This is a genomic window from Microbacterium sp. CIAB417 (assembly GCF_022788845.1).
The window spans coordinates 784855-809936 of the sequence record NZ_JAHZUT010000002.1 but is presented as its reverse complement, the minus strand read 5'-3'; the positions used below and the strand labels follow the sequence as shown (position 1 = coordinate 809936).

The window sequence follows — 25082 nt, the reverse complement described above, 5'->3', positions numbered from 1 at the left end:
TCGGGCCCGCCCACGTCGGACCGACACACGCGTTCATGCGGCATCGCGCATGACGTTTCCTTACGATCCGCGGTGCACAGCCGCGGACCCCCGTGCAGGATGGCGGACCGTGCGGCCCACAGCCCGCACTCTCCCCCACCCGAGAGGCCCGTCATGTCCGCTTCCTCCCGCCGCATCCTGCGCCGGCTCGCCGTCCCCGCAACGCTCGCGGTCACCGCCCTCGCCCTCGCATCCTGCGCGGGCGGATCCGCTGCGGCGGACGGCGGCGACAAAGAACTCACCGTCCTGCTGATCTCATCGCACGAGGGCGCGTCGAAGCTGCTCGCCGAGCGCTACGAGGCTGAGACAGGGGTCAAGATCAACCCCGTCATTGTGCCCTACGACGAGATCGGCAACACCCTCGCGCTCGATCAGCAGTCGGGCGCGAACACGATCGACGTTGCCGCGCCCTGGTACGTCTCGATCGGCGACCTGGCCGATGCCGGCGCCATCCAGGACCTCACCGATTGGGTCGACAGCGACGCCGACCTGAAGACCGACGATTTCATCCCCTCGATCTACGATCCGTACAGCCTGGTCGATGGACGCCGGTACGGGCTCCCGTTCGACGGCGACACGCACGTGCTGTTCTACAACAAGGAGATCCTGGCGCGGAACGGCTTCACCCAGCCGCCCACCACCTGGGACGAGTACATCGAGCAGTCCCGCACGATCACCGCGAACGAGAGCGCGAACGGCGTCTACGGCAACGTGATCTTCGGTCAGAAGTCGCCGCTCATCCTCGGCGCCAGCTTCGCGAACCGTCTCGCAGGATTCGGCGGCGAGTTCGTCGACGCCGACGGCAAGCCCGTCATCAACTCCCCCGAGGCGATCGCCGCCGCCCAGTCGCTCACCGACGCCCTGCCCTCCGCCTACCCCACCCCCGCCGAGACCGCCTTCGGCGAGGGCAACTCGGCCTGGTACGCGGGGCACGCGGCCTTCATCGAGAACTGGACCGACCTCGGGGTGGGGTCCGAGACCAACCCCGACTCCACGGTCAAGGGCGAGTGGGGCGTGACGCTGCTGCCGGTCGGCGGCGACAACACGACCTCCCGCGCCTCCCTCGTCGCGGGCTTCACATGGGTGGTCGCCGCGAACACCCAGAAGACGGATCTCGCACGCGACTTCATCGCCTGGGCGTCATCCAGCGACGTCAACAAGGAGCTCCTCGTCGCGGATCCCCAGACGGGTATCGATCCCAACCGGATCTCCTCGCTCGAGAGCGAGGCGTACGGCACCGCATACCCCGACCTGCAGCGCGTGAACCGCGCCACGCTCGACGGCGCGCTCGCCTGGCCGACCGGAAAGAACGCCACGCAGGCCGCGGAGGTGCTGACGGACGAGCTGGCCAAGCTGGTCGCGGGCGAAGTCACCGCCAAGGAAGCCCTCGACGCCACCCAGGCGGAGTGGGAAGAGCTCCTTGGCTGACACTCTCACGCCCGTGCGCCCGCGCCGCACCCCTCGGGGTCCGGCGTGGGCGCACCGCGCGCTCGTGGCACCCAGCGTCCTGGCCCTCGTCGTGCTGGGCGTGTATCCGCTGCTGTTCATCCTCGGCGCGGCGTTCACCGACTCCTCGCTCGGCCGGCCGTTCCAGGAGTGGGTGGGCACCGAGACCATCGAGAAGGTGCTCGGGGATGCGGATGCGGTCGCCACCCTCGGTCGCACCCTCGTGTACGCCCTCGGGGTGTCGGTGGTGAGCCTCGCGTTGGGCGTCGTGGCTGCGCTCGCGCTTCACGGCGCGGTGCGCAGCGGCTCCCTCGTGCGCACGCTCCTGCTGCTGCCGCTCATCACGCCCCCGGTCATCGTCGGAACGCTGTGGAAGCTCGTCTACAACCCCGGCGGCGGGCTCCTCGCGACCGTGCTCGGGTTCTTCGGCGCTCCCCGCGACGCGATCGCCCCGCTCTCCTCCACCACGTGGGCACTGCCCGGCATCGCACTCGCGGATGTGTGGGAGTGGACGCCGCTGATCGCCCTGCTCGTGTTCACGGCGCTGCTCGCACAGGACGCGCAGACGCTCGAGGCGGCGCGCCTAGACGGCGCGCACGGGTTCGCCCTCTTCCGGCACATCACGCTCCCCGCGATCTCGGGCGTGGTCGCGGCGGCCTTCTTCATCCGCCTCGTGCTGGCGTTCAAGGTCTTCGACCTGGTCTTCATGATGACCTCGGGAGGTCCGGGCCAGGCCACGACCACGACGTCCTACCTGATCTATCAGGCGGCCCTGCGCGAGTTCGACCTCGGCAAAGCCGCCGTCATCACCCTGCTGCTCGCCGTCCTCGTGACCGTCGTCACCCTTCCCTTCGCCCTCGTGGCGCGCAGATTGCAGGCCAACCATGAGTGAGCTCCTCGTCTCCCGGCGTCCGCGTGCGTCTCGGCGCAGCATCCTGGCCACTGTCGTGCTCGCAGCTCTCGTGCTGTTCTTCGTGGTGCCGTTGCTGTACCTGGTGTCGGTATCGCTGATGGGCCGCAACGAGACGGGTCAGGGCGTGCTGATCCCTGCGGTGCCGCAGTTCTCGAACTGGGCCGAGGTGCTCACCCAGTCGGACCTGCTGCGCGGCATCGCGAACTCCCTGATCGCCGCGATCGGTGGCGCCGTCGTCTCCCTGCTGATCGCGCTGCCGGGCGCGTGGGCGATGGTGCGCTTCCGCACCGGCGGCGCGACGCTGGCGGGCACGATCATGAGTCCGTGGCTGCTGCCGCCGATCGTCGCGGTCGTGCCGCTGTTCACCCTGCTGCGCCTGCTCGGTGCGAACAACACGCTGTGGGGTCTGACGCTGGTCTACGCCCTGGTCAATGTGCCGGTCGCGATCTGGCTGCTGGAGGGGTTCCTGCGCAAGCTCCCGATCGAGATCGAGGAGGCGGCGCGGATCGACGGCGCCGGCTCCGTCCGCGTGCTGGTGTCGGTCGTCGCCCCGCTGGTCGCGCCCGCGCTCGTCGCGGTCGGCATCATCGCCGGGGTGCTGAACTACAACGAGTTCCTGCTCGCGACGTTCCTGACCCAGTCGCCGGATGCCCGGACCCTGCCCGTGGTCCTCTCGCTGTTCTACGGGGAGCGCACCCCCCATGTCGGCAAGATCGCGGCCGCATCCGTCATCGGGGTGATCCCCGTCTTCGCGGCCGCCGTGTTCCTGCAGCGCTGGCTCGTCGGCGGCCTCACCTCCGGCGCGGTGCGCTGACGCCCGGCCCCGCGCCCGAGCGAGCACCCGTTCGCCGAGTGAGCATGCAATGGGGTGCTCACTCGATGATTGGATGCTCACTCGGTGAGCTGAGCCCGCGCGCGGTGAGCCGCAAACGGTGGCGGATGCGGCGACCGACCGCTCCTCCCGCATCCCTTGTCCGCGGCGAGCTGTACACACGTCATGCAGCGCCCAGCACGGCCCGCCGTTCCTTTGCGGAGGGTTGTCGAATGCTGCCCTCGTTCGACGACGCTATCTTCACCCGCCGGGATGCGCTGGCACGCGGCGCCTCGGACACGACGCTTCGCGCGGACCGCGATCGGGGCAGGCTCGACCGTGTGCGGCCGGGCGTCTACGCCGCCGCCTCGGCATGGAAGGACCTCGCATCCGAGGAGCGCGCGCGCTGGGCTGCCGCTGCCGCGCACGAAGCGGGCAGAGGCGCTCCGATCGTGTTCTCGCACCTGAGCGCCGCGGCGCTCTGGGGCCTCCCGCTGTTCCGCATCCGCTCAACGCGTGTCCACGTCACGGTCGACGGCCCGGCGAGGTCCACGCCGCAGGTCTTCCGTCATCGACTGCCACTCCCGCCAGCGGACGTGGTGTGGCTCGAGTCCGGTTGCCTCGGTGTGACCACGCTGGCTCGGACGGTCGCCGATGTCATCGCCACGGTACCGCTCGAGGCGGGCGTGTCCCTCGCGGATGCGGCTCTGCGCACAGTCGCGACGGACGGGACTGGCGCGATCCATCTCGAGCGCGCTGAAGGTCTTCGTGAGGAGATCACCGACCACCTCCGTCGTCGAACCGGGCGACGCGGCATCCGTGCGGCCCGCTTCGTGACGGAGTTCGCGGATGCACGCGCGCAGCTGCCCGGCGAGAGCGTGAGTCGTCTTCTGCTGCGGCAGCTCGGCTTCGCCGACCCGCGGCTCCAGGTCCCGGTCATGGGCCCGCACGGCGCCGACTACCTGGTCGACTTCGACCTCGGTCCGGTCTGGGGCGAGTTCGACGGTGCCCTCAAGTACACCGATCCGCGCTTTTTGAACGGCCGCACGCCGGCTCGCGTGCTCGCCGACGAGAAGGAGCGGGAGGACTGGATCCGCGGCGTGACCGGCAAGCGGATCGTGCGCTGGCAGATGGCTCACCTCGCCACGGCGTCGGCCTTCCGCCGCCACCTCGCGGCCTGTGGCGTGCACCCGGTGCGCCCGGCCTCGTGACGACAGGACCGAGCGAGCATTCGTTCATCGAATGAGCATCCAATGGAGTGCTCATTCGGCAATCGGATGCTCTCTCCGCGACAGCAGCGCGGGGCCGCGGGCGCTCAGGCGAAGGGATTCGGGGTCAGCGTGTACTTGGTCTGGAGGTACTCGTGGATGCCTTCGGCCCCGCCCTCGCGGCCGAGGCCGGAGGACTTCCACCCGCCGAAGGGCCCGGCTGCGTTGGAGACGACACCCATGTTGAGCCCCATCATCCCGGTCTCGAGGCGCTCGATCATGCGCTGACCGCGGGCGAGGTTCTCGGTGAAGACGTAGGACACCAGTCCGTACTCGGTCGCGTTGGCGAGCGCGACCGCCTCGTCCTCGGTGTCGAAGGGGACGATCGCCAGCACCGGCCCGAAGATCTCCTCACGCAGGATGTCGCTTCCCGCCGCGACGTCGGAGACGACCGTCGGCTCGAAGAAGGTGCCCTCGCCCTGGATCGCCGACCCGCCGGTGCGCACGCTCGCACCGCGTGAGACCGCATCCGACACCAGAGCCGCAGCCTTCGCGACGGCACGATCGTCGATGAGCGGACCGATCGCCACGCCCTGCTCGGTGCCGCGGCCGACCCTCATCGCCTGAACCCGTTCCGTGACGCGACGGGTGAACTCCTCTGCGACGCTGCGGTGCACGAGGAAGCGGTTCGCGGCGGTGCACGCCTGGCCGATGTTGCGGAACTTCGCCGCCATCGCGCCCTCCACGGCCTTGTCGAGGTCGGCGTCGTCGAAGACGAGGAAGGGTGCGTTGCCGCCGAGCTCCATCGAGGTGCGGAGCACGCCGCCGGCTGCCTGCTCGAGCAGCTTCACGCCAACCGGCGTCGAGCCCGTGAACGACAGCTTGCGCAGGCGCGGGTCGCGGATGATCGGTTCCGACACCGCGCCGGAGTGCGACGTGGTGATGACATTGACCACGCCGTCGGGCAGACCCGCATCCTGCAGCAGCTGGGCGAAGTACAGCGTCGTCAACGGGGTGAGCTCGGCCGGCTTGATGACCACCGTGCATCCGGCGGCGAGCGCGGGGGCGATCTTGCGCGTGGCCATCGCGAGCGGGAAGTTCCAGGGGGTGATGAGGTAGCACGGCCCGACGGGGTGCTGCGAGACGATCATGCGGCCGGTGCCCTCGGGGTTGGCGCCGTATCGTCCCTGCACGTGGGCGGCCTCTTCGCTGAACCACCGCAGGAACTCGCCGCCGTAGACGACCTCGCCACGAGCCTCCGCGAGCGGCTTGCCCATCTCGATCGTCATGAGCAGCGCGAACTCCTCCTTGCGCTGCTGCAGCAGGTCGAACGCACGGCGCAGCAGCTCGGCCCGCTCACGTGCCGGGGTCCGCGACCACGACTCGAACGCGTCGACGGCCGCATCCAGTGCTGCGGCGCCGTCTGCCGCCGTCGCGCTCGCGATCGTCTTCACGACCGCGTTGGTGGCGGGGTCGCGCACGTCGAGCGTCCGGGCGTCGGATGCGTCGCGCCACGCGCCGCCGATGAGCAGCTGCGAGCGGACGCGGGCGAGCAGGTCGGTCTCGGTGAGTGCGGTCATCTCGGCTCTCCTCGGTTGGGTCATCCCGCCGTCGGGACCTGCCCATTCTCATCCGCCGCGGAGCCCCGAGCATTCGCCCGCACGGCGCGCCCCCGCATCCGGACTCGCCGCCGCGTACAGACCTCCGGCGCCGGCATCCGCGTCGCCGGTCGGAGATTCGCGCCGACGTCGGAGGATCCGGCACGTACCCTCCGACGGGACGCGCATTCTCCGACGGTCGCGCACAGACAAAACGTGTCAACTGGTTGACTCACTGCGTGTCAACTGGTTGACTCAGGATGTGACCGACCGGATCTCCTTCACCCTGCACGAGCTCGTCGCGACCATCGACGCGTTCGCGGATGCACGTCTGCGCAGCGGCTACGGGATCTCGATCGGCGACTTCATCTACCTCGCCACGATCGCCGATCAGCAACCGCTCGATCTGACCTCGCTGGCGCGGTGCCTCATGGTCACCAAGGCCGCGGTCAGCAAGCGGATGCCGCATCTCGCCGAGGCGGGGTGGATACGCACCTCGAACGGTCCGGGGCGCCGCATCCTCGTCGGCCTGACGGATGCGGGCGCGAGCCTCGTCGAGCGCGCCGGGGGCGAGCTCGACGGCGAATTCATGAGCCTGTTCGACGATCCGCGCCTGATCGACACCGGAGTCGATCGCGCTGTGCTCGCCCGTCAGCTGGAGGTGCTGACGGAGCTCGTCCGAGAGAAGGAGACCCCGTGAGCACCAGGATCGTCGTCATCGTCGGCACTCCGCTGCCCGACACTCTCAACCACGCCCTCGCCCGCTCGTACGCGGATGCGGCCCGTGCCGCGGGGGCGGAGGTCCGCGTGATCGACCTCGCGGTCGAAGAAGCTCCCGCCCATCCGCGCACGCCGGGCGCGGTGCGGATGCCCCGCACGTCCGACGACGCACCGCTGGATGCGGTCGCGGCGCGAGCGATCGAGGACATCGCGTGGGCCGAGCATCTCGTGTTCTTCTTCCCGCAGTGGTGGGGTACGTATCCCGGCGCCCTCAAGGTCTTCATCGACCGCGTGTTCCTGTCGGGGTTCGCGTTCCGCTATCGCCCGACCGGCCCCCTGTGGGACAAGCTGCTCACCGGCCGCACCGCCCGCATCGTCATGACGATGGACTCGCCTCGCGCGTGGAACGCGATCGTGTACCGTCACGCCGCGGAGACGAGTCTGCGAAACGCGGTGCTCGGATACTGCGGCGTGCGCACGATCGGGGTGACCCGCTTCGACCAGGTGCGCCACCGCAGCGACGAGACGCGTCGGGCCTGGATCGCCCAGGCAGGCCGCCTGGGCGCGCGGGATGCGGGGCGCCCAGTCCGACACCGCATGCCCGCGGGAGCGGGAGCGGGGGCCGGTGCGGGGGCCGGTGCGGGGGCCGGTGCGGGGGCCGGAGCCGGAGCCGGCGTCTGACCGGCCTGGGCGCTCGCTCGGTCGGAGATTCACGCGAATGTCGGAGGATGCAGCGCGGATCCTCCGACAATGCGCACATTCTCCGACCGGCGCGCGGCCCCGGCGCGCGGCCGGGCGCGCGGCCCGGCGCGCGGCCCGGGGCGCGCACCTCGAGCACGCGGCACGACTCAGCCCGGCAGGTGCCGGCAGATCCAGCCGCCGCCCTCTTCGCGCACGTACTCGAGGCGACGGCTCGCGGCGGTGGGGTGCGAGGTCCAGAACAGCAGGCGCCGCGGCCGCACCGCGTAGCCGATCCAGCCGTCGGGCTGCGCCGGATGCGGGTTCGCCGCGGCGAACGCGGCCCACTGCCGCTCCCGGCGCGCACGAGGCTGGCGGGCGTACTCGGCGGTGTTGAGCCACGCGAGCTGGCGCAGGTAGTCGGAGCGGCCGGCGTAGGCGCGCGCGATCTCATCCTCCTCCGCCACGGCGGCGGTCCCCTGCACGACGAGCTGGTGCGTGAAGCCGGGCCACAGCACGGTCAACGCGACCCGCGGGTTGAGGCTGAGGTCCCGCACCTTCCGGCTCGCCGCATCCGTGTGGAAGAAGAAACGCTCCCCGTCGAACTCCGTGAGCATGACGGTGCGCGCGCGAGGGAAGCCGTCCTCGTCGACCGTGGAGAGCGTCATCAACGCGCGCTCCTCACCGTCGCCGGGCAGCCACGACGCCGCGAGCGCGAGCGGATCGCGCGGCGGGTCGTCGGCGTGCACCGGGTCGGTGGCCACGTCGATGCGCGGCACCCGGAGGGCGACGATGTCGGATGCGGGAGGGTCGGTCATGCGAACTCGAATCCGTCGATCTCGATGAGCGCCTCCGCCACGAAGTCGACGCCGGCCTCGAAGATCCGCCGCCCGTCCTCGGCGTTCGCGCCGGTGGGATCCCCGATCACGCCGTCGGCGCCGAAGTCGTCGCTCGTCCATCCGAACATCACGGGCTTGGCATTGAAGCCGATGTGGGTCAGCCCCGCGACGCGCTCGGGCACATTGCGTGGCGGAAGCTCCTCCGCCACGAGGTGCGGCGCGAGGTGCATGACGACCGATGTCTCCCCCCAACCGGCATGGATGCCCTGACCGAGCTCGTCGGGCCGGCCGTCCCGTCCGTCGCCCGCGACGCCCGCACCCGAGCCCATGGAGAACGAGCGCAGCCCGAATCGGCGGCGGAGCTCCCTGTTGACCCAGCCGAGCAGCATGACGTTGCCGCCGTGTCCGTTGACGAAGGCCACCGTACGCACCGGCGTCTGCGCGATGGAGCGGCCGATCTCGATGAGCTGCTGCAGCAGGGTCGTCCCCTCCATCCAGAGGGTTCCGGGCGCCCAGTAGTGCTCATCGGACTTCGCGTACGCGAGCGTCGGGAGCAGCCACGCATCCACCCCCTGCGCGGCGACGCGCTCGACGGCAGCGGTCGCGACCGCCTCGGCGATCAGGGTGTCGGTGCGCAGCGGCAGGTGCGGACCGTGGTGCTCGATCGCCCCGATCGGCACGACGGCGATCGATCGGTCGCTTGTGGCCGCGACCAGTGCCGGCCCGGAGAGGTCGTCCCAACGCCGCGACACCGCCGTCATCGGATCGCCCCCTTGGTCGGGCCGGCGTAGTCGGGGTTGAGCTTGCCCGGGTTCAGCAACCCCTGCGGGTCGGTCTGCCGCGCAAGCTCCACCGTCTCGGCGAGGCGGAAGTCGACGTTCCACTGGTGCGGGTTGTGCACGCCGACGCCCAGTTCGCCGAGTCGTTCGATGCCGGCGTAGACGGCCTCCGGGCTCTCGTAGACGCCCGCCAGCATCCCGATCGGAACGGTGTGGCCCGCCTCGATGTGCAGCTGGCCGCCGGGGTAGACGGCGTGCACCTCGTCGATGCGCTCCACCAGCGCGTCACCGGACACCTCGACGTGGAAGTACACGCCCGGCTCGGACTTCTGCAGCCACTCGATCGGGTGGTTGTAGCTGAGCACGGAGATGGCGGCGCTGACGCCCGGCCCCTCCCGCACATCCTCGATCCGCCCGCCGGCCTGCTCGATGAGGGCGATCGCGTCGTCGAGGATGCCGGCGTCGGCGATCATGCGCAGTGAGCTGCGCCCCGCGGGAAACGCCTGGTCGGGTGGCAGCTGGGCGGTGATGTGCGGGGTGTCCGCCGACACGAGTCGCGGCGCGGGGGTCATCCGACCGAGCGTCCGCAGCACGGACAGGGCGCCGGAGAAGTCGGGGAACGAGGCGTAGAGACCCCGCCACTCCTGCAGCGGCTCGAGGCGCACGGTGGCGCGGGTGATGATGCCCGCGGTGCCGTAGTTGTGCACGAAGCCCTGCGCTTCGTCGCCCTCCACGTGTCGCAGGGCGCCGCCGGATGCGGGCGTGGCGACGTCGAGCGCGAGCACAAACCCCATGTCGTTCGAGCCGTGGGCGATGGTTCCCGTTCCACCGGAGCCGCCCGCGAGGAATCCGCCGATCGTGGTGTGCACGGTCGACGGGTACATCCACAGCTGCTGGCCGGCCGCGCGGGCGGCGGCCTCGAGCGCGTTCATGGGCGCGCCCGCATCCGCCGTGATCCAGCCGTCGCCCACCTCGACGATCGTGCGGGCGCGCGAGGTGTCGAGCACGAGTCCGCCCGGCATGGGGATCGCCTGACCGTAGTTGCCGGTCCCCTTGCCGCGTGGCGTGATGGCCACACCGTGACGTGCGGCGAGGCCGACGACGTCCGCGATCTCCTGAGCGGTCGTCGGGAAAGCGACCAGGTCGGCGATCCCTAACGGCAGCAGCTCGGCGATGATCGGCGACATCCGCGCACCGTCGACAGACGCCTTCTCGCGCTGACGCATGTCGCTGGAGACGCCGCGCGGACCCAGCAGGTCGCGCAGCTCCGCCTCGAGGGCGGCGTAATCGGGTGCGGTCATAGGAATCCTCCTTCGCGTGCATCTCCCGACGAAGGAGCGCGACGAGCCGGGTGATGAGTCACTCGCCGCGCAGAGGCCGTGGCCCGCGATCATCATGCGCCGCTCATGTTTCGCGCACGCAACACGCGGTTTGCGATCAGGGGGCGGCGACCCAGCCCTCGGTCGCGGTGGCCGCCACGATGCGCCCACCGCGGATCACGAGGCGATCCGCCGGCGCTTCGGCGATCGCCTGCACGAGCGAGTCCGCGCGCACGGCGAGCAGATCCGCGCGGGCGCCGACCGCGACTCCCGCTTCGGGCAGCCCCATGACCTCCCTCGCACCGGTGGACACCGCGGTGTACGCCTCGCCTGCGGTGAGGTGCGCGGCGACGACGAGGAGCATCGCGGTCTCCAGCGCGTCACCGCGGCCGAGCGGGTTGAACGGGTCGCGCACGTTGTCGGCGCCGGCGGCGAACCGCGCACCCGCGGCCAGCAGCGCCCGGGCAGGCGCGATGCCGCGGGGCGTCGCCACGGGGACGCCCCACCCCTGCAACGACAGGTTGGTGATGGGGTTGGCGATGATGCCCACGCCCGACGCGACGACCTCGGCGATGACCTGATCGCGCGCGGGCTCGTCGAGGGTGCCCAGTCGCACACAGTGCCCCGCGGAGCGGTTCTGCGGCCACCCGCGGGTGCGTCGGGCGTAGGCGTCGAGGGTGACGGCGGCCGCGAGTCCCTCATCCGTGTGCAGGTCGACGGGAACGCCTCGGCGCTCGGCGACATCGAGCAGGCGGTGGAGGTCCGCGATCGGATCGTCGGCGAGGTGCGAGGCCCCTCCGACGGCATCGGCACCCGCATCCAGTGCCGCCTCGAGGTGCGCGGTCGACACGTCGGGGCCGGCGAGGGCGACGATCTCGATGTCCACGAGTGCGGCCAGCTCCTCCCGCACCGCCACGAGCGCCTCCACACCCCGCAGTGGCTCATTTCCCAGCAGCACGTCGACGTGCGTGCGGATGGCGGTCGTGCCGTTGCCGAGCATCCGGAGCACCTGCGCGCGAGCCCGCGCGGCCGCGTCCGCCACCGTCATCGTCTCGGCGTAGACCCGCCACGCCGAGATCGCGGCGCGCAGATCGCCCATGGGCGAGCGGATGGCGTCCCAGCTGAGCGCCTTGTCGAGGTGCGCGTGCGGCTCTGCGGCCGCGGGAAGGAGCACGTATCCGGAGAGGTCGCGCGCACCGGCTGCGAACACGGGATCCGCCGGCGTCACGGCGGCGACACGGGCGTCCTCGATCACAACGTCGACGCGGGAACCGTCCGCGAGTGTGGCCCCCGCGATCCGATCGATCATCGTGGACTGCGGCGACTCGGTCATGGTGCTGCCTCTCCGGCGCCGTCCGGCACCAGCGCCGACCGTATCCGGCTCGCGTTTCCCGCCGGTAACGCGTCTCGCGTCATCTGCTCGTCACACGGGCCGATTAGCGTGGCGCGCTGTGAGTTACTTCAGCGACGTCGAACGCGATCTCGTCGTGGTGGAGCGCACAGCGCTCGCCGACGACGTCGTCGCCTTCGACCTGGCGTCTCCGAACGGGCGCGATCTGCCCGCGTGGACCCCCGGATCCCACCTCGACGTGATCCTTCCGGATGCCGACGGCACCGGCCCGGTGGAGCGCCAGTACTCGCTGTGCGGCGACACGGCGGAGCGCGGGCGATGGCGCATCGCGGTGCTGCGCGAGACGGGCGGGCGCGGCGGATCCGTGCGCGTGCACGACGAGCTCGAGGTCGGCACGCGTGTGCGTGTGCGCGGACCCCGCAATCACTTCCCGTTCGAGCTCTCCCCCGGCACGCGCTATCGGTTCGTCGCGGGTGGGATCGGCATCACGGCGATCCGAGCGATGGCCGCCGCGGCCGAGACCGCCGGCGCGGAGTGGGAGCTGGACTACGCGGGGCGCTCACGCGCCAACATGGCGTTCGCCGCGGAGCTCGCCGAGACGTACGGCGACCGCGTGCGCATCCACGCCGGCGACGAGGGCGCCCGCCTCGACATCGACGCGCTGGCCGCATCCGTCGACGAACGCACGGCCGTGTTCGCGTGCGGCCCGAAGCGGATGCTGGACGCGCTGGATGCGGGTGTGGACGAGCGTGCGCTGCACGTCGAGCGATTCGAGGCCAAGGAGTTCGGGGCGCCGGTGTGGCCGGACCCGTTCGAGGTGGAGCTGGCCATGAGCGGCGATGTCGTCGTGGTCGCTCCCGAGCAGTCGGTGCTCGACGCGATCCGCGAGCAGTCACCCGACACACTCGTGCTGTCGAGCTGCCGCCGCGGCACATGCGGCACGTGCGAGGTACCGGTGCTCGAGGGCGACATCGAGCACCGGGACTCGGTGCTCACCCCGATCGAGCAGCGTGACTCGACCGTCATGATGGTCTGCGTCTCGCGGGCGGCGTGCGAACGGATCGTGCTCGATCTCTGAGCGCGCGGACGCTGCTCAGCGGCCGACCCGCGTGCGCAGCCGTTCGACGATCTCGCGCTCGTCACCCTGCACGAGACGGTAGTCGCGCACGACCACACGCCCCGCGACGATCACGTGCCGGGGCCTGCGTCCGGGGGCGGTCCAGAGCAGTCCCGCCACGGGGTCCGCGACACCCGCATCCGCCACCGTGTCCACGTCCCAGACGCACACGTCCGCGGCCGCTCCCGGCCTCAGGTGGCCGAGCTCGGGCCGGCCGAGCCCTGCCGCCGAACCGGCCGTCGCCATCTCCAGGACGTCTCGCGCGTCGAGCTGCGGCCCCACGAGCGCCGACACCTGCAGCGCCAGCCGTGCGTCGGCCAGCAGGTGTCCGGCGTCGTTGGAGCCGCCGCCGGAGGTGCCGAGCCCCACGCGGATGCCGGCATCCCGCATCCGCGCGACGGGCGCGATGCCCCATCCCATCGGCACGTCGCAACCCGGGGCGTGCGTCGCGGTGACGCCCGCCGCGGCCAGGCGGTCGATCTCGGCGTCGGTCACATCGCAGAGGTGCGCGATCGTGACATCGGGTGCGACCCAGCCCCACTCCTCCAGGAGGTCCAGGGGCCGCCGGCCGTAGCGCTCCAGCGCGATCTGGGTGTCGACCTGCTCGTTCGCCTGCGTGCGACGGCGAAGTCCGTACTCGCGCGCGACCGCACCCAGCGCCCGGAACGTCTCCTCACCATCGGAGTGCACGCCCGCGGGCCCCACCGCGAGCTGCAGCATGCCGTCGGCGCGCACCCCGCCCGCATCCGGCGTGAGGAAGTGGGCGGCGATGGCGCGCGCGCTCGCCTCCGCCGCCTCCGGAGCGTCTCGGGCCGAGCCCCGCACGAAGACGAGCCTGGCGCCCAGCTCGGCGGCCGCATCCGCCACCGATCGGGCGATCGCGACCGTGTCGTCGACGGGATGCGGCGAGCGCGCCGGGTCCGGCCAGTTCAGCTGGTGATCCGCCACCGTCGTCACCCCGCTCAACAGCGACTCCGCGATGCCCGCGGCCGCCGTGGCCCCGGTGAGGGACGCGTCGATGCCGGCGTCGGCGTAGGCGGCCGCCATCGCCGGCAGCCAGTCCCGCATCGGCACGCCGCGGGTTGCGGGCAGCGTGCGGAAGCCGGTCTGCAGGAGATGGTGGTGCGCATTGATCAGTCCCGGCGTCACGACGCAGCCCGACACATCGAGCTGCTCGCCCATCGCCTCGGCCGGCGCGGATGCCGACACCACTCCGCCGTCGAGCACGAGGTCGCCCTCCCGCTCGGTCTGACGATCGACGAGGATGCGGCGTGCGCCGCGCAGGGTGAGCATGGCCCGATCGTCTCAGTCCGAGATCACCGGCAGGTTACCGCGGGCGCGCGTGCACAGCTCCGCCACGAACCGCTCCTGGACCGTCTCCATCCGCCGGAGCCCGCAGCATCGGCTGAGTTGCGTCGCGACTGAGCTGTGCCGTGGCGGGTCAGAGCCCCGCCGCGCGCTCCGCGGCCTCGACGACGTTCGTCAGCAGCAGGGCCACCGTCATCGGGCCCACGCCGCCGGGGTTCGGTGACACGTACCCGGCGACCTCCACGACGTCGGGGTGCACATCGCCGTAGACGATGCTCTTGCCCGTCTCCGGATGCGTCTCGCGCGTGACGCCGACATCCAGCACCGCCACCCCCGCGCGCAGGTGCTCGGCGCGCACGAGGTGCTTGACGCCGGCGGCCGCGACGACGACGTCCGCCTGCGCGAGGTGGAACGGGAGATCCGCCGTGCCGGTGTGGGTGAGGGTCACGGTCGCGTTGATGTCGCGGCGCGTCAGCAGGAGCCCGATCGAGCGGCCGATGGTGACGCCACGACCGACGACGACGACGTGCTTGCCCGCCAGGTCGTAGCCGTTGCGCTGCAGCAGCTCGATCACACCGCGCGGCGTGCACGGCAGCGGCGAGGTGATCGGCGTGTTCACGTTCAGCACCAGGCGGCCGAGGTTGGTCGGGTGCAGGCCGTCCGCATCCTTGTCGGGGTCGATCCGTTCGAGGATGCGATCCGTGTCGAGGTGCTTCGGCAGCGGCAGCTGCACGATGTAGCCGTGGCAGGTCGGGTCGGCGTTGAGCTCGTCGATCAACGCTTCGACGTCTTCCTGCGTGGCATCCGCGGGAAGCTCACGCTGGATCGAGTTCATCCCGATCGCGACGGACTGCTTGTGCTTCATTCCCACGTACAGCTGCGAGGCGGGGTCCGCCCCCACCAGCACCGTGGCGATGCCGGGAACCACTCCCCGCTCGGCGAGCGCCGCCACGCGCGCGGCGAGCTCTTCCTTGATCGCGGCCGCGGTGCGGACGCCGTCGAGTGTGATCGCGGTCATTATCGTCTCCTCTTCGAGCCCGCCCCGAACACGCGCCGGCCTGCGCGAGGAGCGCAGCGTCGCGACCGAGGGTACTCAATCACTATGCACGTAGGGATACGGATGCGGCAACACCCGGTGCTGCCGCATCCGTTCCGATCACTGCTGCAGGTCGGGGTACAGCGGGAACGCGGCGGTCAGCGCGGCGACGCGCGTGCGCAGCGCCGCGACGTCGGCGCCGGGAAGCAGCGCGAGCGCGATGATGTCGGCGACCTCGGTGAACTCGGCGTCGCCGAAACCGCGGGTCGCGAGCGCCGGCGTGCCGATGCGCAGACCCGAGGTGACCATCGGCGGACGCGGGTCGTTGGGCACCGCGTTGCGGTTGACCGTGATGTGGATCTCGTGCAGGAGGTCTTCGGCCTGCTTGCCGTCGATGGCCGCCTCGCGGAGATCGACGAGAACCAGGTGCACGTCGGTGCCGCCCGAGCGCACCGCGATGCCCGCATCCTTCACGTCCTGCTGCGCGAGCCGGTCGGCGAGGATCGCCGCGCCGCGGACCGTGCGCTCCTGGCGCTCCTTGAACTCGGGGGTCGCCGCGAGCTTGAACGCGGTCGCCTTGGCGGCGATCACGTGCATGAGCGGACCGCCCTGCTGGCCCGGGAAGACCGCGGTGTTGATCTTCTTCGCGAGATCCTCGTCGTTCGTGAGGATGAAGCCCGAGCGGGGGCCACCGATCGTCTTGTGCACGGTCGAGGAGACGACGTGCGCGTACGGAACGGGGTTCGGGTGCACACCCGCGGCGACGAGGCCGGCGAAGTGCGCCATGTCCACCCAGAGGTACGCACCGACCTCGTCGGCGATCTCGCGGAAGCGCGCGAAGTCGAGCTGGCGCGGGTACGCGGACCAGCCGGCGATGATGACCTTCGGCTTGTGCTCGACGGCGAGGCGGTGCACCTCGTCCATGTCGATGACACTGGTCTCGGGGTCGACGCCGTAGGCGACGATGTTGTAGAGCCGGCCGGAGAAGTTGATCTTCATGCCGTGCGTGAGGTGACCGCCCTGGTCGAGCGAGAGGCCCAGCAGCGTGTCGCCGGGACGGGCGATCGCGTGCAGCACCGCCGCGTTGGCGGAGGCACCGGAGTGCGGCTGCACGTTCGCGAAGCCGGCACCGAAGAGGGACTTGGCGCGGGCGATCGCGAGCTCCTCGGCGACGTCCACCTCTTCGCAGCCGCCGTAGTAGCGGCGGCCGGGGTAGCCCTCGGCGTACTTGTTGGTGAGCACGGAGCCCTGCGACTGCAGCACCGAGACGGGCACGAAGTTCTCGGACGCGATCATCTCGAGGTAGCCGCGCTGACGCTCGAGTTCGCGCTCGAGCACCTGGGCGATCTCGGGGTCGACCTCTGCGAGGGGGGCGTTGAAGTACGGGTCGGTCATGACTCTCCCTGACGACGGTTTCGGACAGATGGGTTCCGTATCGGCCCAGGCGTACGGCCGAATACCGTGTCGGTCGCTCCCCGGTGGTCATCCACCTCAACGCCAGTCGCGACGGCATCGAGCATACCGGACGTGGACGCGAGGCACACCTGAACGCCCGGCACCGCCGCGGCGAACACGTGGTGCACCGGAGGCGGGTTTGTTAAGGTTCCTTACATGTCAACCGGCCTGGTTCCGCGACCGGCGTCCGTCGCCCTCGGCGACGGCGCGTTCGCGGTCACGGAGGCGCTCTCCATCGCCGGTGAGGCGGGTGCGGTCGCTCTCCTGACCGGACGACTGCGCCGCCGCACGGGACTGTCGCCGGTCACCGCCTCGGACGGCGCCGTCCGCCTGCGCATCGACGGCGAGGGTGCGGCGGAGTCGTACCGGCTTCGGATCGATGCGGACGCGGTGGAGCTCACCGCATCCGATGCCGCCGGCCTGCAGCACGGCGTGCACACGCTGCTGCAGTTGCTGGCACCGACCCGGCAGGGTTGGGTGTGGCCGGCCGTGGTGATCGACGACGCACCGCGGTTCGTCCACCGCGGGCTGATGCTCGACGTCGCCCGGCACTTCTTCGCCGTCGACGTCGTCGAGCGCCTCCTCGATCGGATGGCGGAGCTCAAGCTCAACGTGCTGCACCTGCACCTCAGCGACGACCAGGGGTGGCGACTCGCGCTCGATTCGCGACCGCGGCTGGCCGAGCACGCCTCGGATTCGGCGGCCCTGGGCGATGCGGGCGGCTGCTACTCGCGCGCCGATTGGCAGCGGATCCTGGATGCGGCGGCCTCGCGTCACATCACGGTGATCCCCGAGTTCGACGTGCCGGGACACACGCACGCCGTGGGGCTCGCGTACCCCGAGATCGCGCACGTTCCCGTCGTCAGCGCCGAGCTGGAGGAGACGGCCGCGCAGTTCGGCGGCGGTCTGCCCGTCGCGGGGCAGGCGTACACCGGCTTCGGCGTCGGCTTCTCGTCGCTGCGCATCGGCGATGCGGAGACGAGCGCATTCCTGCGCGACGTGTTCACCGAACTGGCCGCACTGACGCCGGGACCCTTCCTGCACGTCGGCGGCGACGAGGCCCTCGGCACCTCGCGCGACGACTACGACCAGGCGCTCGCGGAGGTCACCGCGCTCGTGGCGTCGCTCGGCAAAACCTCCGTCGCCTGGCACGAAGCGGGCAGCGCCGCGCACCTCGCGGGCGGAACGATCGGGCAGTACTGGGGCTTCGTGCGCCCCGTGGACGGCACCGACGAGAAGGCCCGCGGCTTCGTCGAGCGCGGCGGAGGCCTCATCCTCTCCCCCGCCGACGCGGTGTACCTCGATATGAAGGACAGCGCCGACTGCGCCCTCGGGCTCACGTGGGCGAACGGTCCGACGCCGCTGCGCCGCGCCTACGACTGGGAGCCGAGCGAGGTCGTTCCCGGCATCCGCGAGGACCAGATCCTCGGCGTCGAGGCGGCGCTGTGGACGGAGACGATCCGCACGGAGGAGGACATCCAGCAGATGGTGTTCCCTCGCCTCGCCGCGGCCGCCGAGGTGGCGTGGTCGCCGGGTGCATCCCGGTCGTGGGAGAGCTTCCGCGAGCGTCTGGCGGATCTCGCGACCCGGTGGGATGCCGATGGGCTCGCCTACGGCCGGATCGACGGCGTGCCGTGGCGGTGAGCGTGATCGTCCACTCGGTACGGATCGTTGACGGCGGCCGCGAGACGCCGGACGGCTGGGTGCGATGGGAGGCGGGCCGCATCACGCATCGGGGCACGGGCGACGGCTGGCGCGAACACGCGAGCGACGTGCTGGTCGATGCGCGCGCCGAGGCGGGCCCCGACGCGGTGCTCACCCCCGGATTCATCGACCTGCACGGTCACGGCGGCGGCGGTCGCTCCTACGAAGACGGACCGGATGCGGTCCGCGCCGCCCGGGCACTGCACCGCGCGCACGGCACGACTCGCGCCGTCCTCTCGCTCGCCACGGCGACGCTCGGCGACCTCGTGGAGCGGCTGGAGACGATCGCGGAGCTGGCCCGCACCGATCCCGACATCCTCGGTTCCCATCTGGAGGGTCCCTTCCTCGCACCGAGTCACCGGGGGGCGCATGCCGGCGACCTGCTGCGCGCCCCCGACCCCGAGACGCTCGACAGGCTGTTGGCGGCCGGCGACGGCACGGTGCGCCAGGTGACGCTCGCGCCCGAGCTTCCCGGCGGCCTCGACGCCGTCCGGCGGATCGTCGCGGCGGGTGTCGTCGCGGCGGTCGGTCACACCGCAGCCGACGCCGCCCTCGCCGCCGAGGCGTTCGATGCGGGAGCGACGGTGCTCACCCACGCCTTCAACGCGATGCCCGGGCTCCACCACCGCTTCCCCGGACCGGTGGGGACGGCGCTCGCGGACGACCGCGTCGTGCTGGAGATCATCGCCGACGGCGTGCACCTGCATCCGGACATCGTGCGGATCGCCGCATCCGCCGCCGCGGGGCGCGTCGCGCTCGTGACCGACGCGATGGCCGCCGCCGGTGCCGCCGACGGCGCCTACCGCCTCGGCGCGCTCGATGTGGAGGTCGCGGGCGGCATCGCGCACGTGGCCGGCACCGACACGATCGCCGGTTCCACGCTGACGCAGGATGCGGCGCTGCGCGTCGCGGTGACGGCGGGGGTGGCGCTGCCCGCCGCGGTGCACGCGCTCACCCAGACGCCCGCGCGCGTGCTGGGGCTCGATCACCTCGGAGCGCTGGAGCCCGGCCGCCTCGCCGACGCGGTGCTGCTGACCGCCGACCTGCGGGTCGCCGGGGTGTGGCTGGCCGGCGAACCCGTCTGAGGCCGCCGGGCGCGCTCCCGGCCCGCCTCGCCACCGCCGAGACGGCATCTTGATCACGAGATCACGGTGTTTACCCGTGATCTCGTGCCCAAAGTGGGCCCACGCAGCCGGCGGCTCCGCGCCCGCGCGGCGGGCGTGAAGGGGCTGTGGGGACAGTCTCGTGGGCGAAGTGCCGGGAAGGGCTCGCGCTGGGCGCCCGCGTAGAATGGCGGAGTGAGCACCCCTTCGTCCGCGCCTCTGCCCGCCGGCACGCGCCCCGCACTGTCCGCCCTCGACGTGGTGGCGTTCCTGTGCGAGATCGGCGGCATCGTCGCCCTGGCGATCTGGGGCTTCGCGACGTGGGCATTCCCCTGGAACCTCGTGGTGGGCATCCTCACCCCGGCCGCAGCCATCGTGCTGTGGGCACTGTTCGTCTCCCCCCGTGCGGTGTTCGCGGTGCACCCCTTCGTGCGCGCGGTCGCGGAGCTGCTCGTCTACGCCGCCGCGACTGCCGCCCTGTGGTCGCTCGGCCTCACCTGGATCGGCATCGCGTACGCGGTCGTCGCGGTCACGGTGGGCCTGGTCGTCGGACGCCGCCGCTTCGCATGACCGCATCGGTCGTCGGCCTGCTGCGCGAGGCGCTCGGCGACCGGGTCGACACGACAGAGGCCGCCCTCGAGGCGGTCCGCGCCGACAAGTCCGGGCACGCCGCCCGAGGCCACGCCCTCGCCGTCGTTCATGCCGAGAACGTCGAGGACGTCCAGGCCGTGCTGCGCATCGCACACGCCACCGGCACCCCGGTCGTGCCGCGCGGTGCCGGTACCGGCCTCGCGGGCGGCGCGAATGCGGGCGACGGCCGGATCGCCCTGTCGCTTGCTCGGATGAACCGCATCCTCGAGGTCCGTCCCGATGACCTCCTCGCCGTCGTGGAGCCGGGCATCGTCAACGCCGACCTCAACGCCGAGCTCGCCCGCCAGGGGGCGTGGTGGGCGCCCGACCCCGCGAGCCGCGCGATCTCGACCGTGGGCGGCAACATCGCGACCGGTGCGGGCGGGCTGCTGTGCGCCAAGTACGGCGTCGTGCGCGATGCGGTCCTCGGCGTCGATGTCGTCCTCGCGGACGGCGAGCTCGTGCGCCTCGGCCATCGCAGCGTGAAGGGCGTCACCGGCCTCGATCTGACCTCGCTCATGATCGGGTCCGAGGGAACGCTCGGCGTCGTCGTGGGCGCCACGCTCAAGCTGCGACGCCTGGTCGCCGGGCAGACGCACACGCTCACCGCATCCTTCGCCGACGTGCGCGCCGCAGCCGCGGGCGCAGCCGCCGTCACCGCCTCGGGCGTGCAGCCGGCGATCATGGAGCTCATGGATGCGGCGAGCCTCGCCGCCGTGCACGCGCTCCTCTCCCTCCCCGCCCCCACCGGCCGCGAGAGCCTGCTCACCGTGCAGACCGACGGCCCCACAGCGGCCGACGACGCCGCGCAGATCGCACAGGTGCTCGAGGGCGCGGCCGGCCGGGTGCGCCTGGCCGCGGACGAGGCGGAGGGCGAGGCGCTGCTGCAGATGCGGCGATCGCTGCATCCGGCCATGGAGCGCCTCGGCACGACGCTCATCGAGGATGTCTCCGTGCCGCGATCCGCGCTGCCGGCGATGTTCGACGAGATCGTGCGGATCGAGCGCGACTACGGACTCACGATTCCCACGGTGGCGCACGCGGGCGACGGGAACCTCCACCCCAACTTCGTCTTCCAGGGCCCGGAGGTGCCGGACGTCGTCTGGCGCGCGGCCGACGACCTGTTCCGTTCCGCGCTGCGGCTCGGCGGCACACTCACCGGCGAGCACGGGATCGGTGTGCTCAAGCGACGATGGCTGCGCGACGAGCTCGGCGCACGCCAGTGGGAGCTGCAGCGCGACATCAAGCGGGTCTTCGATCCCACCGGCATCCTGAATCCCGGCGTCGTCTTCGCCGACTGAGGCGGCCATGTCCCACGTGCCGCAACTTTGACCCCGGTTCTCTGCGGCAAGTGGGACATGCGATGCGGCACGTGGGACATGCGATGCCGGAAGTGGGACACCGAGCGGTCAGAGTCCCTGCCAGTCGGGCTTTCCCTCCCAGCTAGCGCGGTAGTAGTCCGCCAGGCGCAGACGGGATGCGGCGGCCTCGTCCACGACGACGGTGACGTGCGGATGCAGCTGGACCGCCGACCCCGGGACCATCGCCGTGACCGGGCCCTCGAGAGCCCCGGCGACCGCATCCGCCTTCTCCTGCCCGAAGGCGAGGAGCACGAGGTGCCGAGCCTCGAGGATCGTGCCGAGACCCTGCGTGATGCAGTGACGCGGCACCTCGGAGGCATCGGCGAAGAACCGGGCGTTGTCCTCGCGGGTCTGCGCGGTCAGGGTCTTCACGCGCGTGCGCGACGCGAACGACGAGCCGGGTTCGTTGAACCCGATGTGCCCGTCGGTGCCGATCCCCAGGATCTGCAGGTCCACACCGCCGGCGTCACGGATCGCACGCTCGTACTCCTCGCCCGCCGTGGCGATCCCCGCCTGGCGGCCGTCCGGCACGCGGATGCGGGCGGGGTCCAGCCCCAGCGGCTCGACCACCTCGCGCGCGATCACCGAGTGGTAGCTCTCGGGATGCGAGGGATCCAGACCCACATACTCGTCGAGCGCGAAGCCGCGCACCCGCGCCACATCGAGATCCCCGATGCGCTCGCGCAGCGCCTCGTACACCGGCAGCGGCGTGGAGCCCGTGGCCAGTCCCAGAACGGCGTCCTCCCGCATCCGGATCAGCCGCACGATCTCGTCGGCGACGATCGCGCCGCCCTCCTGCTTCGACGCGACGATGACGACTTCAGCCACGTGCGCTCACCTCCTGCTCGATTGCTGTTCCTCCGACGATGGCCGCTCCGACCGCCGCTGCCGGCGAACCGGCCGGTAGCACCCGCATCCGATCCGCCAAAGCGAGCGAACGCAGGAACGGGGATGCGGCGGCGCTGCGCTCCAGCTCGATGCGGACCTCCGGGAGCATCCGGTCGCCGAGCGCGGTGAGGCCTCCGCCGAGGACGACCCGTTCCACGTCGGCCGTCAGCACGAGGATGCGCACGGCCGCAGCGACCGCGCGGGCGAGATCGCGGCGGATGACGGCGGCGAGCGGATCGCCCGCGTCCGCGGCGTCGAAGACGTCGCGCACCGGGAGGGCGGCGGGGCGTCCCCATCGGTCGGCGATCGCAGCTCCTCCGGCGAGCGCCTCGATGCATCCGCGACCGCCGCAGCGGCAGAGCGGGCCCTCGGGATCGATGCTGATGTGCCCGACCTCCCCGGCCGACCCTCCGGCGCCGCGCCAGAGCGCACCGCCGAGCACGATGCCGGCCGCGACGCCGGTGCCGAGGTTCAGGAACGCCAGGCTCGCCCCGGGCGGCTCCAGCGCCGCGGCTCCGAGCGCCGCCGCCTTGACGTCGTTCTCGACGTGCACGGGCAGCCCCAGCCGGGGAGCGACAGCGGCGGCGACGTCGAGATCCGCCACGCCGAGGTTGAGAGCGTGGGTCACACGCCCCGACCCCGAACGCACCTGACCCGGCATCCCGATCCCGACCGACGAAAACTGCGCGGCGTCGATGCCCGGCAGGGTGCCGAGGGCGGCGACGGCGTCGGCGACGGTCTCCACCACGCCCACCGGACCCCAGAGGGTCGCGAGCCGCACCGAGGCGACCACCTGATCCCGGGCGTCGACGACCACCGCATCGGTCTTGGTGCCGCCGACGTCGAGTCCGACCCTCATCCCTTCACCGCGCCCGAGACCAGTCCCCCGGTCATGCGGTGCTGCACGATGAGGAAGAACGCGACGACGGGCAGCGCCATCAGGGTGGAGGCGGCCATGACCACGGACCAGTCGGTCGCCTTCGTGACCTGCACGAACGCGCGCAGCCAGATCGGCAGGGTCTGCGGATCGGGGCGGGTGAGGATGACGAGCGCGAACACGAACTCGTTCCACGCCTGGATGAACGCGAACACACCGGTGGCGACGAGGCCCGGTGCGAGCAGCGGGAAGGTCACCCGCCAGAAGGCCCCGGTCCTGCTGCAGCCGTCGATCATCGCCGCTTCCTCCAGCTCCGCGGGCACGCCTTGGACGAAGCCGCGCAGGGTCCAGATCGTGAACGGGAGGACGATCGCGATGTAGACGAGGCTGAGGCCGGCGATCGTGTTGACCAGCGCCCAGCCGTCGAGCACGCGGAAGGTCGAGATGATCATCGCCTCCGCGGGGATCATCTGCACGACGAGGATGGCGACGACGATGCTCTTGCGGCTGCGGAAGCGGAACCGCGAGAGCGCGACCGCCGCGAGGAACGCGAACAGGAGAGCCGCGACGAGGGTGATGCCCGTCACCGTCACCGAGGTGCCGAGCGCGCCGAGGAACCCGCCCTCACCGAGCGCCGTCGCGTAGTTGCGCAGCGTGAACTGGTCGGGCCAGAAGTGGGGCGTCTCACCTCGCACGGCGGATGCGGGCAGCAGCGACGTGTTGACCATCCAGTACACGGGGAACACCGCGCAGATGATCACCACCAGGGCGGCCAGATTCAGCAGAACCCGGCCGGTGCGGGTGCGTGCGCGCGTGGTCATGCCTCCTCCTGACGGAGCATGGAGCGGATGTAGTAGCCGGAGATCACGAGCATGATCGCGACGAGGATCACCGAGATCGCGCCGCCCGAGCCGAGGTCGCCCGAGGCCATCGAGACGCTGTAGATGTAGACGCCGATGGTGTTCGTGTCGGCGCGGACGCCGCCGATGGTCTGCAGGGCGTAGATCTGGGCGAACACGCGCAGGTCCCAGATGACCTGGAGGATCAGGAGCACGACGAGGATCGAGCGCAGGTACGGGAAGACGATGAGCCGGAAGCGCGAGAAGGCGCCCGCTCCGTCCAGCTGCGCGGCCTCGAGCACTTCGTCGGGCACCTGTCCGAGCCCGGCGTAGACGGAGAAGGCGACGAAGGGGATCGCGCCCCACGTGATGATGATGGCCGCCACGGCGAAAAAGCTCAGCGGGTCGATGAGCCAGCTGTGGCCGGTCCAGTCGGTGCCCGTCAGCTGGGTGAGCGCGTAGTTGACGAGGCCGTACTGGGTGTCGAAGATCCAGCCCCAGACGATCGTGGCGGTCAGCGCCGGCATCGCCCAGGCCAGCAGCAGCGCGACAGAGACGGCCGTGCGCATGACGCGGCCGAGCTTGGTCATGAGCAGCGCGACCAGAACGCCGAGGACCATCGTCGCCGCGACGCAGACCACGCACAGCAGCACGCTGCGCGCGAGCACCTGCCAGAATCCCGAGTCCGTGAGCACGGCGATGTAGTTGTCGAGACCGACGAAGGAGGGCGGTGCGCCGAAGATCTGCGCACGGCCGAACTCCTGGAACGACATGACCACCATCTGCACGAGCGGCCAGCCGATGAACACGGCGAGCATGACCAGCGCGGGCGAGAGCAGCAGAAGAGGTGTGAGTGCCAGGCGCCGCCGGCGGCGCGGATCGGACGGGGGCCCGGACGCGATGACCGCGTCGACGGGCAGCTCGGTGGCGACAGCCATGGTGACTCCTGAGAACGGATGGGGGATGCTCCCCGCGAACGCCCGGCACGAGCCGGTCGCCCCGCGAGGAGCGCAGCGACGAGTCGAAACGCGGAGTCGAAACCCGAGACGATTCGACTCGTCGC

At 71.4% G+C, this 25082-nt stretch carries 23 protein-coding genes and 1 riboswitch; of the genes, 11 read left to right on the top strand and 12 right to left on the bottom strand.

From position 1 onward, the window contains the following. Window positions 1-153 precede the first annotated feature (153 nt). From KYX17_RS10440 to KYX17_RS10425, 4 genes are all read left to right on the top strand, one after another. The gene (locus KYX17_RS10440) at window positions 154-1467 is read left to right on the top strand and encodes a sugar ABC transporter substrate-binding protein (protein ID WP_243226921.1); all 1314 of its coding nucleotides are present in this window, start codon (window positions 154-156) and stop codon (window positions 1465-1467) included. Beyond that, complete coding sequence (locus tag KYX17_RS10435; protein WP_243226920.1) at window positions 1460-2377, top strand: carbohydrate ABC transporter permease; 918 nt, start codon at window positions 1460-1462, stop codon at window positions 2375-2377. Before KYX17_RS10440 ends, KYX17_RS10435 begins: the two co-directional genes overlap by 8 nt. Continuing rightward, a complete protein-coding gene (locus tag KYX17_RS10430; RefSeq protein ID WP_243226919.1) occupies window positions 2370-3212 on the top strand; it encodes a carbohydrate ABC transporter permease in 843 nt (280 codons plus the stop codon). Before KYX17_RS10435 ends, KYX17_RS10430 begins: the two co-directional genes overlap by 8 nt. Before the next feature lie 230 nt (window positions 3213-3442). Beyond that, window positions 3443-4420: a type IV toxin-antitoxin system AbiEi family antitoxin domain-containing protein gene (locus KYX17_RS10425; protein WP_243226918.1), complete on the top strand. Its 978-nt coding sequence runs from the start codon at window positions 3443-3445 to the stop codon at window positions 4418-4420. 104 nt (window positions 4421-4524) lie between these two features. On the opposite strand, the gene KYX17_RS10420 is transcribed toward KYX17_RS10425, so the two are convergent. Next, window positions 4525-5997: an NAD-dependent succinate-semialdehyde dehydrogenase gene (locus KYX17_RS10420; protein WP_243226917.1), complete on the bottom strand. Its 1473-nt coding sequence runs from the start codon at window positions 5995-5997 to the stop codon at window positions 4525-4527. A gap of 280 nt (window positions 5998-6277) precedes the next feature. On the opposite strand from KYX17_RS10420, the gene KYX17_RS32275 reads away from it, so the two are divergent. Next, complete coding sequence (locus KYX17_RS32275; protein ID WP_243226916.1) at window positions 6278-6715, top strand: MarR family winged helix-turn-helix transcriptional regulator; 438 nt, start codon at window positions 6278-6280, stop codon at window positions 6713-6715. Beyond that, the gene (locus KYX17_RS10410; protein ID WP_243226915.1) at window positions 6712-7416 is read left to right on the top strand and encodes an NAD(P)H-dependent oxidoreductase; all 705 of its coding nucleotides are present in this window, start codon (window positions 6712-6714) and stop codon (window positions 7414-7416) included. Before KYX17_RS32275 ends, KYX17_RS10410 begins: the two co-directional genes overlap by 4 nt. 167 nt (window positions 7417-7583) lie before the next feature. On the opposite strand, the gene KYX17_RS10405 is transcribed toward KYX17_RS10410, so the two are convergent. The 4 genes from KYX17_RS10405 to KYX17_RS10390 form a co-directional block, all read right to left on the bottom strand. Next, the gene (locus KYX17_RS10405) at window positions 7584-8231 is read right to left on the bottom strand and encodes a pyridoxamine 5'-phosphate oxidase family protein (RefSeq protein WP_243226914.1); all 648 of its coding nucleotides are present in this window, start codon (window positions 8229-8231) and stop codon (window positions 7584-7586) included. Beyond that, window positions 8228-9013 carry a creatininase family protein gene (locus tag KYX17_RS10400; RefSeq protein ID WP_243226913.1) on the bottom strand — a complete coding sequence of 262 codons (786 nt, stop codon included), beginning with the start codon at window positions 9011-9013 and terminating at the stop codon, window positions 8228-8230. Before KYX17_RS10400 ends, KYX17_RS10405 begins: the two co-directional genes overlap by 4 nt. Next, the gene (locus KYX17_RS10395; RefSeq protein WP_243226912.1) at window positions 9010-10332 is read right to left on the bottom strand and encodes an FAD-binding oxidoreductase; all 1323 of its coding nucleotides are present in this window, start codon (window positions 10330-10332) and stop codon (window positions 9010-9012) included. Before KYX17_RS10395 ends, KYX17_RS10400 begins: the two co-directional genes overlap by 4 nt. A 136-nt stretch (window positions 10333-10468) precedes the next feature. Then, on the bottom strand, window positions 10469-11683 hold the full coding sequence (locus KYX17_RS10390; protein WP_243226911.1) for an amidohydrolase family protein: 1215 nt from the start codon (window positions 11681-11683) through the stop codon (window positions 10469-10471). A 118-nt stretch (window positions 11684-11801) separates the two neighbouring features. On the opposite strand from KYX17_RS10390, the gene KYX17_RS10385 reads away from it, so the two are divergent. Further along, entirely contained in the window at window positions 11802-12779 is a 978-nt protein-coding gene (locus KYX17_RS10385; protein ID WP_243226910.1) for a PDR/VanB family oxidoreductase, read from the top strand. Window positions 12780-12794: 15 nt separating this feature from the next. On the opposite strand, the gene KYX17_RS10380 is transcribed toward KYX17_RS10385, so the two are convergent. The 3 genes from KYX17_RS10380 to glyA all read right to left on the bottom strand — a co-directional run bounded on the left by KYX17_RS10380 (window position 12795) and on the right by glyA (window position 16557). Then, the gene (locus KYX17_RS10380; RefSeq protein WP_243226909.1) at window positions 12795-14111 is read right to left on the bottom strand and encodes an amidohydrolase family protein; all 1317 of its coding nucleotides are present in this window, start codon (window positions 14109-14111) and stop codon (window positions 12795-12797) included. Window positions 14112-14259: 148 nt separating this feature from the next. Beyond that, complete coding sequence (locus KYX17_RS10375; RefSeq protein ID WP_243226908.1) at window positions 14260-15144, bottom strand: bifunctional methylenetetrahydrofolate dehydrogenase/methenyltetrahydrofolate cyclohydrolase; 885 nt, start codon at window positions 15142-15144, stop codon at window positions 14260-14262. 138 nt (window positions 15145-15282) lie between these two features. Continuing rightward, entirely contained in the window at window positions 15283-16557 is a 1275-nt protein-coding gene (gene glyA, locus KYX17_RS10370) for a serine hydroxymethyltransferase (protein WP_243226907.1), read from the bottom strand. 36 nt (window positions 16558-16593) lie between these two features. Continuing rightward, window positions 16594-16677, bottom strand: a riboswitch (ZMP/ZTP riboswitch). A 96-nt stretch (window positions 16678-16773) separates the two neighbouring features. On the opposite strand from glyA, the gene KYX17_RS10365 reads away from it, so the two are divergent. The 4 genes from KYX17_RS10365 to KYX17_RS10350 all read left to right on the top strand — a co-directional run bounded on the left by KYX17_RS10365 (window position 16774) and on the right by KYX17_RS10350 (window position 21355). Further along, window positions 16774-18261 carry a family 20 glycosylhydrolase gene (locus KYX17_RS10365; protein ID WP_243226906.1) on the top strand — a complete coding sequence of 496 codons (1488 nt, stop codon included), beginning with the start codon at window positions 16774-16776 and terminating at the stop codon, window positions 18259-18261. After that, window positions 18258-19406, top strand: coding sequence for an N-acetylglucosamine-6-phosphate deacetylase (nagA, locus tag KYX17_RS10360; protein ID WP_243227292.1), 1149 nt, complete (start codon window positions 18258-18260; stop codon window positions 19404-19406). Before KYX17_RS10365 ends, nagA begins: the two co-directional genes overlap by 4 nt. Before the next feature lie 213 nt (window positions 19407-19619). Further along, the gene (locus KYX17_RS10355) at window positions 19620-19994 is read left to right on the top strand and encodes a YrdB family protein (protein WP_243226905.1); all 375 of its coding nucleotides are present in this window, start codon (window positions 19620-19622) and stop codon (window positions 19992-19994) included. Continuing rightward, a complete protein-coding gene (locus KYX17_RS10350; protein ID WP_243226904.1) occupies window positions 19991-21355 on the top strand; it encodes an FAD-binding oxidoreductase in 1365 nt (454 codons plus the stop codon). Before KYX17_RS10355 ends, KYX17_RS10350 begins: the two co-directional genes overlap by 4 nt. Window positions 21356-21463: 108 nt before the next feature. On the opposite strand, the gene nagB is transcribed toward KYX17_RS10350, so the two are convergent. From nagB to KYX17_RS10330, 4 genes are read right to left on the bottom strand one after another with little or no spacing between them, the layout of a single operon-like run. Next, entirely contained in the window at window positions 21464-22243 is a 780-nt protein-coding gene (gene nagB / locus KYX17_RS10345; protein WP_243226903.1) for a glucosamine-6-phosphate deaminase, read from the bottom strand. Then, window positions 22236-23162 carry an ROK family protein gene (locus KYX17_RS10340; RefSeq protein ID WP_243226902.1) on the bottom strand — a complete coding sequence of 309 codons (927 nt, stop codon included), beginning with the start codon at window positions 23160-23162 and terminating at the stop codon, window positions 22236-22238. Before KYX17_RS10340 ends, nagB begins: the two co-directional genes overlap by 8 nt. Further along, complete coding sequence (locus KYX17_RS10335; protein ID WP_243226901.1) at window positions 23159-24001, bottom strand: carbohydrate ABC transporter permease; 843 nt, start codon at window positions 23999-24001, stop codon at window positions 23159-23161. Before KYX17_RS10335 ends, KYX17_RS10340 begins: the two co-directional genes overlap by 4 nt. Further along, window positions 23998-24957 carry a carbohydrate ABC transporter permease gene (locus tag KYX17_RS10330; RefSeq protein WP_243226900.1) on the bottom strand — a complete coding sequence of 320 codons (960 nt, stop codon included), beginning with the start codon at window positions 24955-24957 and terminating at the stop codon, window positions 23998-24000. Before KYX17_RS10330 ends, KYX17_RS10335 begins: the two co-directional genes overlap by 4 nt. Between the last annotated feature and the right edge of the window lie 125 nt (window positions 24958-25082).